The 12,750-nt window shown below is 71.0% G+C and carries 10 protein-coding genes; 3 read left to right on the top strand and 7 right to left on the bottom strand.

Translation table 11 applies throughout. From position 1 onward, the window contains the following. Genes ACEXHE_RS08635 through ACEXHE_RS08625 form a run of 3 tightly spaced genes read right to left on the bottom strand, consistent with a single transcriptional unit; the run spans window position 1 to window position 3,645 of the window. Complete coding sequence (locus ACEXHE_RS08635) at window positions 1-366, bottom strand: cupin domain-containing protein (RefSeq protein ID WP_374785494.1); 366 nt, start codon at window positions 364-366, stop codon at window positions 1-3. After that, on the bottom strand, window positions 363-1,949 hold the full coding sequence (locus tag ACEXHE_RS08630) for an NAD(P)/FAD-dependent oxidoreductase (protein ID WP_374785493.1): 1,587 nt from the start codon (window positions 1,947-1,949) through the stop codon (window positions 363-365). Before ACEXHE_RS08630 ends, ACEXHE_RS08635 begins: the two co-directional genes overlap by 4 nt. Continuing rightward, on the bottom strand, window positions 1,939-3,645 hold the full coding sequence (locus ACEXHE_RS08625; RefSeq protein WP_374785492.1) for an amidohydrolase: 1,707 nt from the start codon (window positions 3,643-3,645) through the stop codon (window positions 1,939-1,941). The genes ACEXHE_RS08630 and ACEXHE_RS08625 overlap by 11 nt, the downstream gene beginning before the upstream one ends. Window positions 3,646-3,721: 76 nt before the next feature. Between ACEXHE_RS08625 and ACEXHE_RS08620 the strand changes: the two genes are divergently transcribed. Beyond that, entirely contained in the window at window positions 3,722-4,450 is a 729-nt protein-coding gene (locus ACEXHE_RS08620; RefSeq protein WP_374785491.1) for a TetR/AcrR family transcriptional regulator, read from the top strand. Then, window positions 4,447-5,862, top strand: a complete 1,416-nt coding sequence (locus ACEXHE_RS08615; RefSeq protein ID WP_374785490.1) for an NAD(P)/FAD-dependent oxidoreductase — start codon at window positions 4,447-4,449, stop codon at window positions 5,860-5,862. Before ACEXHE_RS08620 ends, ACEXHE_RS08615 begins: the two co-directional genes overlap by 4 nt. A gap of 57 nt (window positions 5,863-5,919) precedes the next feature. Here the strand turns inward: ACEXHE_RS08615 and ACEXHE_RS08610 are convergent, their stop codons facing one another. Then, a complete protein-coding gene (locus tag ACEXHE_RS08610) occupies window positions 5,920-7,275 on the bottom strand; it encodes an aspartate aminotransferase family protein (RefSeq protein ID WP_374785489.1) in 1,356 nt (451 codons plus the stop codon). An 87-nt stretch (window positions 7,276-7,362) separates the two neighbouring features. After that, window positions 7,363-8,856: a CoA-acylating methylmalonate-semialdehyde dehydrogenase gene (locus ACEXHE_RS08605; RefSeq protein WP_374785488.1), complete on the bottom strand. Its 1,494-nt coding sequence runs from the start codon at window positions 8,854-8,856 to the stop codon at window positions 7,363-7,365. 162 nt (window positions 8,857-9,018) lie between these two features. On the opposite strand from ACEXHE_RS08605, the gene ACEXHE_RS08600 reads away from it, so the two are divergent. Then, window positions 9,019-10,668, top strand: coding sequence for a PucR family transcriptional regulator ligand-binding domain-containing protein (locus tag ACEXHE_RS08600; RefSeq protein ID WP_374785487.1), 1,650 nt, complete (start codon window positions 9,019-9,021; stop codon window positions 10,666-10,668). A gap of 40 nt (window positions 10,669-10,708) precedes the next feature. On the opposite strand, the gene ACEXHE_RS08595 is transcribed toward ACEXHE_RS08600, so the two are convergent. Both ACEXHE_RS08595 and ACEXHE_RS08590 read right to left on the bottom strand, forming a co-directional pair. After that, window positions 10,709-12,103, bottom strand: coding sequence for an aspartate aminotransferase family protein (locus tag ACEXHE_RS08595; RefSeq protein ID WP_277245050.1), 1,395 nt, complete (start codon window positions 12,101-12,103; stop codon window positions 10,709-10,711). Next, a complete protein-coding gene (locus ACEXHE_RS08590) occupies window positions 12,100-12,597 on the bottom strand; it encodes an Lrp/AsnC family transcriptional regulator (protein WP_091695769.1) in 498 nt (165 codons plus the stop codon). Before ACEXHE_RS08590 ends, ACEXHE_RS08595 begins: the two co-directional genes overlap by 4 nt. Between the last annotated feature and the right edge of the window lie 153 nt (window positions 12,598-12,750).

Here is a 12,750-nt window from a genome sequence, read left to right as displayed (position 1 = left end):
TCAGGCCAGGTAGAGCTTGCGCAGCGGTCTGCGCACGGTCCACCGGGTCTGCATGCCCTGGGCCAGTCGCATCAGGGTCCCTGGACGGAGCTCGGCCGCAGGCAGGTCTGGGTCCAGGAACTCCACGGTGCCCTCGCCGGCCACCACCAGGAACAGCTCATCGGCCTCGGTGTCCGTCATCACGCCCACGGACATCTCCCACACGCCGGCTTCGTCCAGTCCGGCGGCTGAGCCGAGTGGACGGGCTGCCGTGGTGGTCCCGGGGGACCCCAGCTGAGCGTCCGGCACGGCCTCGTGGTCCTGGTCCAGGGGCAGGGCGCTCAGGTCCACGGGCACGCCCGGAGGCAGTGCCTTCCACCCGGTCATGAGTCGAAGCCCATCCCCAGGGCGCTGGTGAACCTCAGCCACAGCCCCTGCTTGCCACCCTGGCGGTCCGCCCGGATCATCTCCCGCTTGGTCAGCTCGATCCCGGCCCAGGCGATGGGGTCCGGGGGGAAGGGCAGGGGACGCTTGCGCACCATCTGCAGCTCGGTCAGCTCCGTCTTCTCCCCGGAGACCAGATCCAGCAGCACCTGGGCGGCGAAGCGGCTGGCTCCCACGCCCAGTCCGGTGAACCCGGCGGCCCGGGCGGTCAGTCCGCCGTGGGCGGTGTCGAAGAAGGAGAAGAACCGAGAGCAGGTGTCGATCGCCCCGCCCCACTGGTGGGTGAAGCGGATGCCTTCCAGCTGCGGGAACGTGGCCAAGAAGTGCGCGGCGAGCCGGCGGAAGGTCTCCGGGCGCTGGTCGTACTCGGGCAGCACCCGCCGACCATAGTGGTAGACGGCGTCGTATCCGCCGAACAGGATGCGCTGCCGTCCGGTCTCCCGGTCCGTGGTGAGCCGGTAGTAGTGGAACCGCGAGTCGGGGTCATCCAGTCCCTGCCGGCGGTCCCACCCGATCGCCCGCTCCTGCTCCTCGGTCAACGGCTCCGTCATCAGCGCGTAGTCGTAGACGGGCACCGTGAACAGGCCGGTGGTGGGCAGCAGCGAACGGAACACGTTGGTGGCCAGCACCACCCGGCGCGCGGTGACCACCGCGTCCGGGGCGGCGCCCTGCGGGGTCTGGTGGCCGCCGTCGTAGGTCTCCTCCGGCAGCGGGGCCGGGGGAGCGGGGATGCCCTCCACCGTGCCCCCGGTGGTGGCGACCATGCGGGCGGCCGAACCGGAGCCGGTGCGCTGGAGTCCGCTGACCGTGGTGTGCTCGTGGATCCGCACACCCAGCTTCAGGCACGCGCGCTTCAGGCCCCAGGCCAGGCGGGCCGGGTCCACCAGGGCGGACTCGTGGTGGTCCCAGAGCCCCGCGCGGTAGAGCGGGGAGGCGATCTCGGCCTGGATCTGCTCCTGGTCGAAGTAGGTGGTGTCCGGGTCCTCGGCGTGCGCGGCCCGCAGCTGCTGGACGTGGTGGTCCTCGATCGCCACGGTCAGGGTGCCGTTCCACTCGAAGTCGCAGTCGATCCCGTGGCGCTCGAGAGTCTGGCGCATCTCCTCCACGTTCTGCCGGCCCAGCTCATCCAACCGGTCCACCTCGTCCGGGACATGCTGCAGGCCGTTGGAGCGCCCGTGGGTGAGGGAGGTGGAGACGAACCCGCCGTTGCGTCCGGAGGCGGCCCAACCGACCTCGTTGCCCTCCAGCAGCAACACGTCCCGGGCAGGGTCGCGCTCCTTGGCGATCAGGGCGGTCCACAGCCCCGTGTAGCCGCCGCCGACCACCAGCAGGTCCGTGGTGGTGTCCTGGGTGAGCGGGGGCTCGGGGCTGGGCCGGTCAGGAGAGTCCAGCCAGTAGGACGTGTCACGAGCCCCGGCCAGGGCGGCGTCCACCACCGCAGTGGGGACCTGCTGCTCAGCCCGTTCGTAGACGGTCTGCTGGTCGGCGCGGTCTGCTCGGTCTGTGTCGGTCTGGTCAGCGGCCATCATGGACCACCTCTCCGTTGCTCAGGGTCAGGACGGTGCGGGTCTGGCAGATCTCCAGAGGGTCGACGTCCGGCGCCAGCGGGTTGCGGTCGGCCACCGCGAGGTCGGCCACCATCCCCGGCTCGATCCGGCCGCGGTCCTCCAGGTGCAGCTGCCAGGCGGAGCCGGCGGTGTAGGCGGCCAGCGCGGTGGTCAGCTCCAGCGCCTCGCCCGGCTCCAGCGGCGGATTCTTCCCGACGGCGGCGTCCAGGGTGGGCGGATAGGTCCGGTTCACGGCCACATGCAGGGCCTGCCAGGGATCCGGGGTGCTCACCGGCCAGTCCGAGCCCATGCAGAGCCGGGCGCCGGCGGCCTGGATGGAGTGGAACGGATACTGCCACCCGGCGCGCTCCTGCCCGATCAGCGGGACGGTCTGGTCCTGCATCTGGGCGTCGTTGCACGCCCACAGTGCCTGCAGATTGGCGGCGGCGCCGGTGCTGGCGAAGCGGGGCACGTCATCCGGGTGGACGATCTGGATGTGGGCGATGTGATGCCGAGCGGTGGTGTCCGGGTTCGCGGCGTGCACCGCCTCCACCGTGTCCAGGGCCCAGCGGACGGCGCGGTCGCCGATCGCGTGGAAGTGCAGGTCGAATCCGGCGGCGTCCAGGGCGGTGCCCACGGCCAGCAGGACCTCATGGTCCAGGTACGCCAGGCCGCGCCCGTCCGGCCCGGCGTTGGTGGAGCCGCCGGTCAGGCGCTCGCAGCTGCAGTAGGCCTCCAGCATGGCCGCGGTGCGGTTCTCCGGAACGCCGTCCACCATGATCTTGGCCGCGCGGCTGGTGAATCCGGCGCGGGCGTTCTCCTCGCGGCGTCGCACGAAGTCCTCCACCAGGGCGGGGACGGACTCCACCGTGATCTCCCGCGGAACCCAGAGGGCTCCCGTGGCGGTCTCGGTCACCACGCCCTGCTCCCGTGCCCGCCGGTAGGCGGTGGAGACGTCCGAGTAGCCGGCGTAGTCGCCCAGGATGGCCTCCTGCCAACCGGTCACGCCGACCGAGTGCAGGTACTCCACGCCTGCGGACAGTCCCGCTGCGAGTTCCTCCGGGGTGTTCTCGGGCAGGTGGTCGCCCACCAGGTTCATGGCGCCCTCGTGCAGGATGCCGCTGGGGGAACCGTCCGGGGCATGCTCGATCACCCCGTCCGCCGGATCGGGGGTGTCCGCCGTGACACCGGCCCGCTGCAGGGCGGCGGTGTTCACCCAGGCACCGTGGTGATCGGCGTTGATCAGGTAGGCGGGGCGGTCGCCGGTGACGGTGTCCAGCAGCTCAGCGGTGGCTGCGCCCGGCGGGAAGTCCCCGTTGGTCCAGCCCCCGCCCACGATCCACTCGGAACCCGGGCAGTCGGTGACCGGGTGGGCCTCGGCGTAGGCGCGGATAGTCTCCAGGACCTCATCCTGTCCGTCGGCCTCCGTGAGGTCGCAGGCGTTTCGCTCCACGCCGCCCATCACCAGGTGCACGTGCGCATCCACGAACCCGGGAGTGATGAGCCCTCCCTGGAGGTCGATGCGGCGGACGGCCCGGGGGCAGGCGTCCTCAAGCTCCGCGTCCGTGCCCACGGCGGCGATCTGTCCGTCCTGCACCAGCACGGCCGTGGCCGTGGGATGCAGCTCCGTGCCGGTGAAGACGTGGCCGGAGTGCAGCAGTAGGGAGTCGGTCATGGCCTCATTCTCTCGGTCCCTCCAAGGCGTTGTCAACGGTGTTGACTATCGACCCCTCCGGCGTCAGACTGCCTGCATGACCGTCCACCCGACCGCACCGCACACCGCACCTGGGCCGGTGCCAGCCGGCGCCGGACGCCGGGGGCGCCCTGCCAAGTCCGGGGCCGCGCCCCTGGACCGAGAGCGCGTGGTGCGGGCCGCCGTCGGGATGACCTCCACCGCGGAGGGCGAGCCGCTCACCTTCCGTGCCCTGGGGGCGCGCCTGGGGGTGGACCCCTCGGCGCTGTACCGGTACGTGGCGTCCAAGGACGAGCTGCTGCTGGCGGTGGCGGACGGGATCATCGGCGAGGCGATGAGCGGGTTCGCCGAGACGGGGGACTGGCGGGCGGACCTGACCGAGCTGCTGCACCGGGTGCACCGGGCGTATCTGGACCATCCGCAGGTCGCCGTGGCCGCCACCCCCCGTGTGACCCGGCTGCCGGCAGAGATGGACCTGACCGAGACCCTCCTGCGCATCCTCACCCGGGCCGGCCTGGACGAGCCCCGTGCCGTGCTGGTCTACCGCGCACTGGAGGACACCGTGCTGGCCTGGACGGGATTCCGCGCCGCCGTGGAGCTGCACCCGGAGGCCGAGGCGGATCAGCGCAAGTGGGAGCAGACCTACCGTGCCGCTGATCCACGCACCCACCCCTTCTCTGCCACCCACGCTGGCCCGATGACTGCCGTGGAGCTGGAGGAAGCCTTCGCCACTGCACTCCAGCTGCAACTGGCCGGGCTGGCCACCGAACTGGAGAGAGCACCATGACCCGCCACTCTGACCAGACCCCTCTGCGCGGACCCGCCAACGGGCAGGTCTCCTTCTGGCATGCCCAGCTCGGTCAGCCCGAGCCCGGCCCGCCGCTGGAGGGAGACCGGAACGCGGACGTGGCGATCATCGGCGCGGGATACACCGGACTGTGGACCGCCTACTACCTGGCCCAGGCCCGCCCGGACCTGCGGATCGAGATCCTCGAGGCGCGGTTCCCCGGCTACGGTGCCTCCGGACGCAACGGCGGATGGCTGGCCAACTCCATGACCGGAGGCACCGATCGGTACGTCAAGGCCCACGGCCGGACAGCCACCGAGGCCTTCCAGCATGATCTGGACGCGGCGGTGGATGAGGTGATCGCGGTGGCCGCAGCGGAGGGGATCGAGGCGGACATCGTCAAGGGCGGCGAGCTGCTGGTGGCCCGGAATCCCGCGCAGCTCTCCCGTCTGCACGCCCTGGACGCGCAGCTGCAGGACTGGCCCTTTGAACGGCACCGCGTGCTGGACGCCGATGAGCTCGCCGACCGCATCCGGGTGGCCGGTGCGCTCGGCGGCATCCATCTGCCCCAGTGCGCCCGGCTCAACCCCGCCAAACTGGTGCGCGGACTGGCCGAGACCGTGCGCCGGCTGGGCGTGCGCATCCACGAGCAGACCCCCGTCCGGCGGATCGAGGGGGACCGGCTGGTCACCGACCACGGCACCGTGCGTGCGCGCCACATCCTGCGCTGCACGGAGGGTTTCACCGCGCTGCTGCCCGGGCACCGGCGTGACTGGATCCCGATGAACTCCTCGATGATCGTCACCGATCCGCTGCCGCGCCACGTGTGGGACCGGATCGGGTGGGACGGCATGGAGACCGTGGAGGACCTGGCCCACGCCTACGTGTACCTGCAGCGCACCTCGGACGGGCGGATCGCCCTGGGCGGGCGCGGAGTCCCGTACCGCTACGGCTCCAGGGTGGACGCCGACGGCCGCACCGCTCCGGAGACGGTGGCCGCGCTGAGCGGGATCCTCGCCGAGTTCTTCCCGGCGGTGAGGCACGACGACGGCCGCGTCCCGGTGGCGCACGCCTGGTCAGGGGTGCTCGGCGTCCCGCGGGACTGGCGGCCCACCGTCACCTATGACCCCGCCACGGGGCACGGCCACGCCGGGGGCTATGTGGGCACAGGAGTGACCGCCACGAACCTGGCCGGACGCACGTTGGCCGACCTGGTCCTGGGGGAGGGCACCGCCCGGACGCGGCACCCGTGGGTGGGCCACACCGTGCGCCGGTGGGAGCCCGAACCCCTGCGCTACGCCGGGGTCCACGGGCTGTACCGCGCCTATCACCTGGCGGACGCGCGCGAGTCAGCGGGACGGCCCAACACCCACCCGCTGGCCACCCTGGCCGACCTGATCAGCGGGCGGTGAGGGGCCGTCGTCGGGAATCTCTGGCCGGGTGACCTGACGCGGCGGTGACCCTGCCGCTCAGCCCTGCACCGCGCGGTCGGCGACCTCCAGAGCCTGGTCCAGGATGTCCAGTCCCTGACGGACCACCTCGTCCGGGGTGTTCAGCGGCGGAGTCAGGTGCAGGCGGTTCTCGGCCACGAACGGCAGCAGGCCCAGCTTCTTGCACTCGGCCACCAGCTCGCCGATGTCCAGGGGCTCCTTGGTGGTGCGGTCCTTGACCAGCTCCACGGCCCAGAATGCGCCCAGGCCGCGCACATCCCCCACCGAGGGGTGGCGGTCCTTGAGCTCCCGCAGGCGGGGGCCGAAGATCTCGGTGCCCAGCCGGGCCGCGTTCTCCACCATCCCCTCGTCCTGCATGGCGGTGATGGTGGCCACGGCCGCCGCACAGGCCAGCGGGTGGCCGGAGTAGGTCAGTCCGCCGGGGTAGGGGGTCTCGGCGAAGGTCTGGTAGACCTCGTCCGAGATCGCCACGCCGCCCAGCGGGACGTAGCCGGAGTTCACGCCCTTGGCGAAGGTGAGCAGGTCCGGCTCCACACCCCAGTGGTCCACGCCGAACCAGCGGCCGGTCCGGCCGAAGCCGGCCATGACCTCGTCGGCGATGAACAAGATCCCGTGCCGGCGGGTCAGCTCCCGCACGCCCTCCAGGTACCCCGCCGGGGGGACGAAGATGCCGGCGGTGCCGGGGACCGACTCCAGGATCACGGCGGCGATCGTGGACGGACCCTCCAGGGTGATCACCTGCTCGAGGTGCTCGAGTGCGCGCTGGCCCTCCTGCGCGTCATCCTCCGCATGGAAGCTGCTGCGGTAGGTGAACGGCGGCAGGAAGTGTGCAGTGCCTGCGGCCGCCCGGTCCACCGGGATGCGGCGGGCACCGCCGGTGATGTTGATCGCCAGGTCGGTCCCGCCGTGGTAGGAGCGGTACGCGGAGAGGATCTTGGTCTTGCCGGTGTGCACGCGGGCCATGCGCACGGCGTGCTCCACCGCGTCCGCGCCGCCGTTGGTGAAGAAGACGTGGTTCAGATCCCCGGGCGTCAGGTCGCTGATCAGCCGGGCCGCCTCCGACCGGGCGTCGTTGACGTGCGCCGGGGCGATGGTGGCGATCCGCGCGGCCTGCTCCTGGATCGCCGCCACCACCGCCGGGTGGCCGTGCCCGATGTTCGTGTTGACCATCTGGGAGGAGAAGTCGATCAGCTTCCGCCCCTCGCCGTCCCAGACGTGCGGCCCTTCGGTCTTCACCACCGTCATCGGATCCAGGCTGGCCTGCGCGCTCCACGAGTGGAAGACGTGCGCACGGTCCAGGTCGCGGGCCTTGCGTCCGGCGGAGAGCAGCTCCTCGCCGATCTCGGGGTCAGGGGTGATGGGCTCGATGCTCATGATCTCTCCTTGGAGGTCGTTGCTGACCACTGTGCCAGACCGGCACGCGGACGGACAGGGAAGGGATGGTGCAGGTGCAGCGTGGGGTCAGTCGTTCTGCGGGAAGCCCAGATTGATGCCCCCGTGGGAGGGATCGGCCCAGCGGGTGGTGACCACCTTGCCGCGGGTGAAGAACTGCACGCCCTCCACGCCGTGGGCGTGGGAGTCCCCGAACAGGGAGTTCTTCCATCCGCCGAAGGAGTAGTAGGCCATCGGCACCGGGATCGGCACGTTCACGCCGATCATGCCCACGGTGACCTCGTTCTGGAACCGCCGGGCCGCGCCGCCGTCGTTGGTGAAGATCGCGGTGCCGTTGCCGTACGGGTTGGCGTTGATCAGCTCCAGGCCCTCGTCGTAGGAGTCCACCCGGATCACCGAGAGCACCGGACCGAAGATCTCATCGGTGTAGATGCTCATCTCCGGGGTGACATGGTCGAACAGGGTGGGGCCGAGGAAGAAGCCCGAGCCGTCGGCGTCGAACTCGCCGGTGCGGCCGTCCACCACCACGGTGGCACCCTCCCGCTCGCCGGCGTCCACGTAGCCGGCCACCTTCTCCCGGTGCTGGGAGGTGACCAGCGGACCCATGTCGCAGCCGCGCAGCCCATCGCCGGTGCGCAGGGCCCGTGCCCGCTCGGCGATCTTCTCCACAAGCTCGTCGGCGATCTCGCCCACGGCCACCAGGGCGGAGATGGCCATGCAGCGTTCACCGGCCGAGCCGAAGCCGGCGTTGATGGCATTGTCCGCCGCCAGGTCCAGATCGGCGTCGGGTAACACGAGCATGTGGTTCTTGGCCCCGCCGAGCGCCTGCACGCGCTTGCCGTGCGCGGTGCCGGTCCGGTAGACGTGCTGGGCGATCGGGGTGGAGCCCACGAAGGAGACCGAGGCGATGTCCGGGTGCTCCAGCAGCCGGTCCACGGACTCCTTGCCGCCGTGCACCACATTGAACACGCCGTCCGGCAGGCCGGCCTCCTTCCACAGCTCGGCCTCCCAGTTGGCGGCCGAGGGCACCTTCTCCGAGGGCTTGAGCACCACGGTGTTGCCGGTGGCGATGGCGATGGGGAAGAACCACATCGGCACCATGGCGGGGAAGTTGAACGGGGAGATGATGGCCACCGGCCCCAGGGGCTGGCGCACGGAGTGGACGTCCACCTGGGTGGAGGCGTTCTCGGTGTAGGCCCCCTTGAGCAGATGTGGCATGCCGCAGGCGAACTCCACGACCTCCAGGCCACGGTTCACCTCGCCCAGGGCATCGTCCAGGACCTTGCCGTGCTCGGCGGTGATGAGCGCGGCCAGCTCCTCCTTGCGCTGGTTGAGCAGTTCGCGGTAGCGGAAGAGCACCTGGACGCGCTTGGACAGGGACGTGTCCCGCCAGCCGGGGAAGGCCTTCTTCGCCGCTGCCACGGCCTGATCCACCGTCTGGGCGGAGGCCAGCGTGACCTGGCCGGTCACCTCACCGGTGGCGGGATTGGTGACGTCGGCGGTGGGATCGGAGTCCGCTCCGGCGGCGGGTGCGTTGTCGATCCAGTGGCGGATGGTCTCCACGGAGTGTGTCCTCTCGTCGGCAGGGCTGGGGGCACTGCGCCTCGGGTGCGCAGGCGTTCTTCCTCCATGCTGGAGGCAGACCACGACGACGGCCAGAGACACAGTGTCACGTTCGGCTGGCTGATCTCTGACACAGTGTCAGATCAGGGCTACACTGGCGCCGTGACCGCTCCCCGTGCGCCTGAACCGATGCCCCGTGCGGCCCTGATCCTGGACGAGATCCTCACCATGGAGGCGTTCCAGGCCGGCGCCCCCGAACTGATCTCCGCAGCGCGGCCTGTGGCGGAGCGCTCGGACCCCGTCCCCGTGCGGTGGATCCACGTGGCCGAGACCCTGGAGGCCACCACCCTGCTGGAGGGCGGGGAGTTCGTGCTGTCCACCGGGCGGCTGCTGGACGGACCGGCCTCCGCCGAGGAGGGGGTGCGCGAGGCCGAGCGGATGCTGGACGAGCTGGAGGCCGCGCAGGTGGCCGCCGTGGCGGTGGAGGTCCTGCCTGAACGTGAGCAGGTGGCTCGGGCGCTGGCACAGGCGGCCGCACACCGGAGCCTGCCCGTCTATCGGCTCAGCCGTCAGGTCAGGTTCGTGGCCATCACCCAGGAGGTGCACCGCCGGATCTCTGAGCGTCAGCTCGAACAGCTCACCACCGACCGGCGCATCCACGACGTCTTCACCGACCTCTCCCTGGAAGCCGCACCGGCTCCGCGGATCGTGGAGGAGGCGGGGAAGCTGTTGGGCACCCGGGTGCACTGGCATCGAGACGCCGAGGGGCCGTCGTCGGGAATCCGAGACGGGGGACCGGCGGTCCCGCAGGTGCCGGTGGTGGTGGCCGGCGAGCCTGCGGGAGTGCTGGCCGTGGAGGTGCCGGAACGGGGGCCGGTGCCGCCGCGGGAGCTGTGCTCCACCGTGTTGGAGCGCGCCGCCCAGGCGGTGGCCCTGGGCCTGCTGACCGAGCGCAGCCGCCAGGACCAGGCGCGGCAGGCCGAGTCCACCCTGCTGCACGAGCTGCGCCGGCCCTGGCATCTGGAGGAGGACGAGGCCCTGCGGCGGGCGCGGGCTCTGGGGATCGGGGTGGTGCGCGGCCGGCCGGAGGACGGTCCGGTCGCGGCGGCGTGGGTCCCGGTGGTGCTGCGGTGGGATGCCGGACGGCGCACGGACCGGGAGGTGCTGGACGCGCTGACCTGGTCGCTGCGCCAGGCGCGGACCACGGCGCTGGCCGGCCGGCTGAACGCCGCCGGACTGGCCCTGCTGATCCCGGTGGCTGCACGGGCCCTGGAGGGATCGGTCCTGGAACGGGTGCTGGGTGGAGTGCGTCGACGTCTCGGCGCGGAGGCGGGGTCGGTGGCCGGCGCCGGACCTGCCGAGCCACTGCTGCTGACCGCGGCGGCGCGACTGGACGAGGCGGCCATGGTGGCCGAGGCGGCGGAGGCGCTCGGGTCCGCGCCGGGCCTCGGGCCGGTGGGCGGAGACGATGCCAGGGCCGGTGCGCGGCGGACCTACTACCGGGCACGGGATGTCCGACTGCGCGGACTGTTGGCCTCGTTGCGCGGGGATGAACGGGTGCGTCAGTTCGCGGCGGCCGAACTGGAGCCGGTGCTGGGACCGGAGCGGACCGCGGATCTCGAGCTGCTCGAGCGACTGCTCGCCAGCGGCGGCAACAAGAGCGCCCTGGCGCAGAGCCTGAACGTGTCCCGCCCGGCCCTCTATGCCCGGCTGGCGCGGCTCCAGCGCAGGCTCGGGGTGTCCCTGGAGGGCCCTGAGTCGCTGGCCTCGCTGCAGGTGGCCCTGCTGGTGCACCGGCTGCACGCGGACTGAACCGGTCCGTCCGCGTGCCGCCGGTGGACAGCAGCCTCGATCAGATCCGGTTCGCGGCCTCGGTGAGCACGCCACGCAGGATCTGCTCGATCTCGTCGAACTCGGACTGTCCGATGGTCAGCGCGGGGGAGAGCTGGATGACCGGGTCGCCGCGGTCGTCGGCGCGGCAGTACAGTCCGGCGTCCCACAGCTTGGGGGTGACGAAGTCGCGCAGCAGGCTGTCGGCCTCCTCGCCCTCGAAGGTCTCCTTGGTGACCTTGTCCTTGACCAGCTCGATCCCGAAGAAGTAGCCGGCGCCGCGCACATCGCCCACGATCGGCAGATCCAGCAGCTTCTCCAGGGTGGCCCGGAACGCGTCGGTGTTCTCGTGCACGCGCTGGTTCAGTCCCTCGCGCTCCATCAGGTCCAGGTTGGCCATGGCCACCGCAGCCGAGACCGGATGTCCGCCGAAGGTGTAGCCGTGGTAGAACGTGGCGTCCTTGCCGAAGGGCTCGAACAGGCGCTCGGAGGCGATCATCGCGCCGATCGGGGCGTAGCCGGAGGTCATGCCCTTGGCGCAGGTGATGATGTCCGGCACGTAGCCGAAGTCGTTGCAGGCGAACATCTCGCCCACGCGCCCGAACGCACAGATCACCTCGTCGGAGACCAGCAGCACGTCGTACTCGTCGCAGATCTCGCGCACCCGCTGGAAGTACCCCTCGGGCGGCGGGAAGCAGCCGCCGGCGTTCTGGACCGGCTCGAGGAACACGGCCGCCACGGTCTCCGGACCCTCGAACTCGATCGCCTCCCGGATCCGTTCCGCAGCCCAGAGACCGAAGTCCTTCTCGTTGTCCGCGCAGAACTCCGGTGCCCGGTAGAAGTTGGTGTTGGGCACCCGGAACCCGCCCGGGGTCAGCGGTTCGAACTGCTGCTTCAGATCGGGGATGCCGGTGATGGACAGGGCGCCCTGCGGCGTGCCGTGGTAGGCCACCGCGCGGGAGATGACCTTGTGCTTCATCGGCTTGCCCACCTCCTTGAAGTAGTTCTTCGCCAGCTTCCACGCCGACTCCACGGCCTCGCCGCCGCCGGTGGTGAAGAACACCCGGTTCAGGTCGCCCGGTGCGTAGGCGGCCAGCCGTTCGGCCAGGTCGATCGCCGGTGCGTGGGAGTAGGACCACAGGGGCATGAAGGCCAGCTCGCGCATCTGCCGTGCGGCGGCCTCGGCCAGCTCCTCGCGGCCATGTCCCACCTGGGTGGTGAAGAGCCCGGCGAGGCCGTCGATGTACCCCTTGCCAGCGTCGTCGTAGATCATGTGGCCCTCACCGCGCACGATCATCGGCACGTTCGCGCCGCGCTGGATCGGCCCCATGGCGGTCATGTGCATCCACAGGTGGTCACGGGCGGCGTCCTGGCGGGAGGTGCCGGCGGGCGTGGTGGCGTAGCTGTTCTCGGTCATCGTGTTCCCCAGTCGTATTCCTGTTTGCGCAGTGAGAGATAGGTCAGTGTGTCGGTCTCGACCACGCCGTCGGTGGCGCGGATCGTGGTGAGGACGTCGAGCAGGTGCTGGTCGTCCTCGCAGACGACCTCCAGCAGCACGTCCCAGCGCCCGGCCACCACCACGCAGTAGTCCACTTCGGGGATGGCGGCGAGGCGGTCGGCGGTCTCGGTCAGGTCCGGCCCGGTCTTGACGTGGACCATGGCCTGACGCGGGAACCCCAGCTGCATGGGGTTGGTGACGGCCACGATCTTGACCACCTGGTCGTTGAGCAGGCGGGTCATCCGCTGGCGCACCGCCGCCTCGGAGAGGCCCACGGCCCGGCCGATCGCGGAGTACGAGCGCCGCCCGTCCTGCTGCAGCTGCTCGATGATCGCCTTGGCCCGCTCGTCCAGGTGCGTGGGCTCGTGGGATTCCTGACCTGCAACGGCCAGGCTGCGTGCCGGATCGGTCATCGGACCTCCGAGGGTTCTTCAGCGGCGGTGAGCAGGCGGGCCGGCTCCAGGACATCCCGACGACGACGCAACGGAATGCGATCTCCGTCACCCTTCGCGGGTGTCCCCATTGAATCCTGAGCCAGAGGGGATTGCAAGAGACGGATTTCGAGG

It is taken from the genome of Micrococcus sp. IITD107 (genome assembly GCF_041927415.1).
Taxonomy (GTDB): Bacteria; Actinomycetota; Actinomycetes; order Actinomycetales; family Micrococcaceae; genus Citricoccus; species Citricoccus terreus.
The sequence above is the reverse complement of the archived record's forward strand: the minus strand, read 5'-3'. Positions and strand labels throughout refer to the sequence as shown.

What these genes read in the sequence shown, in the direction of transcription:
- ACEXHE_RS08590 (WP_091695769.1), bottom strand. Translation starts at nt 12,597, where the DNA reads ATGACCGATCCGGCACGCAGCCTGGCCGTTGCAGGTCAGGAATCCCAC.
- ACEXHE_RS08620 (WP_374785491.1), top strand. Translation starts at nt 3,722, where the DNA reads ATGACCGTCCACCCGACCGCACCGCACACCGCACCTGGGCCGGTGCCA.
- ACEXHE_RS08615 (WP_374785490.1), top strand. Translation starts at nt 4,447, where the DNA reads ATGACCCGCCACTCTGACCAGACCCCTCTGCGCGGACCCGCCAACGGG.
- ACEXHE_RS08610 (WP_374785489.1), bottom strand. Translation starts at nt 7,275, where the DNA reads ATGAGCATCGAGCCCATCACCCCTGACCCCGAGATCGGCGAGGAGCTG.
- ACEXHE_RS08635 (WP_374785494.1), bottom strand. Translation starts at nt 366, where the DNA reads ATGACCGGGTGGAAGGCACTGCCTCCGGGCGTGCCCGTGGACCTGAGC.
- ACEXHE_RS08630 (WP_374785493.1), bottom strand. Translation starts at nt 1,949, where the DNA reads ATGGCCGCTGACCAGACCGACACAGACCGAGCAGACCGCGCCGACCAG.
- ACEXHE_RS08595 (WP_277245050.1), bottom strand. Translation starts at nt 12,103, where the DNA reads ATGACCGAGAACAGCTACGCCACCACGCCCGCCGGCACCTCCCGCCAG.
- ACEXHE_RS08625 (WP_374785492.1), bottom strand. Translation starts at nt 3,645, where the DNA reads ATGACCGACTCCCTACTGCTGCACTCCGGCCACGTCTTCACCGGCACG.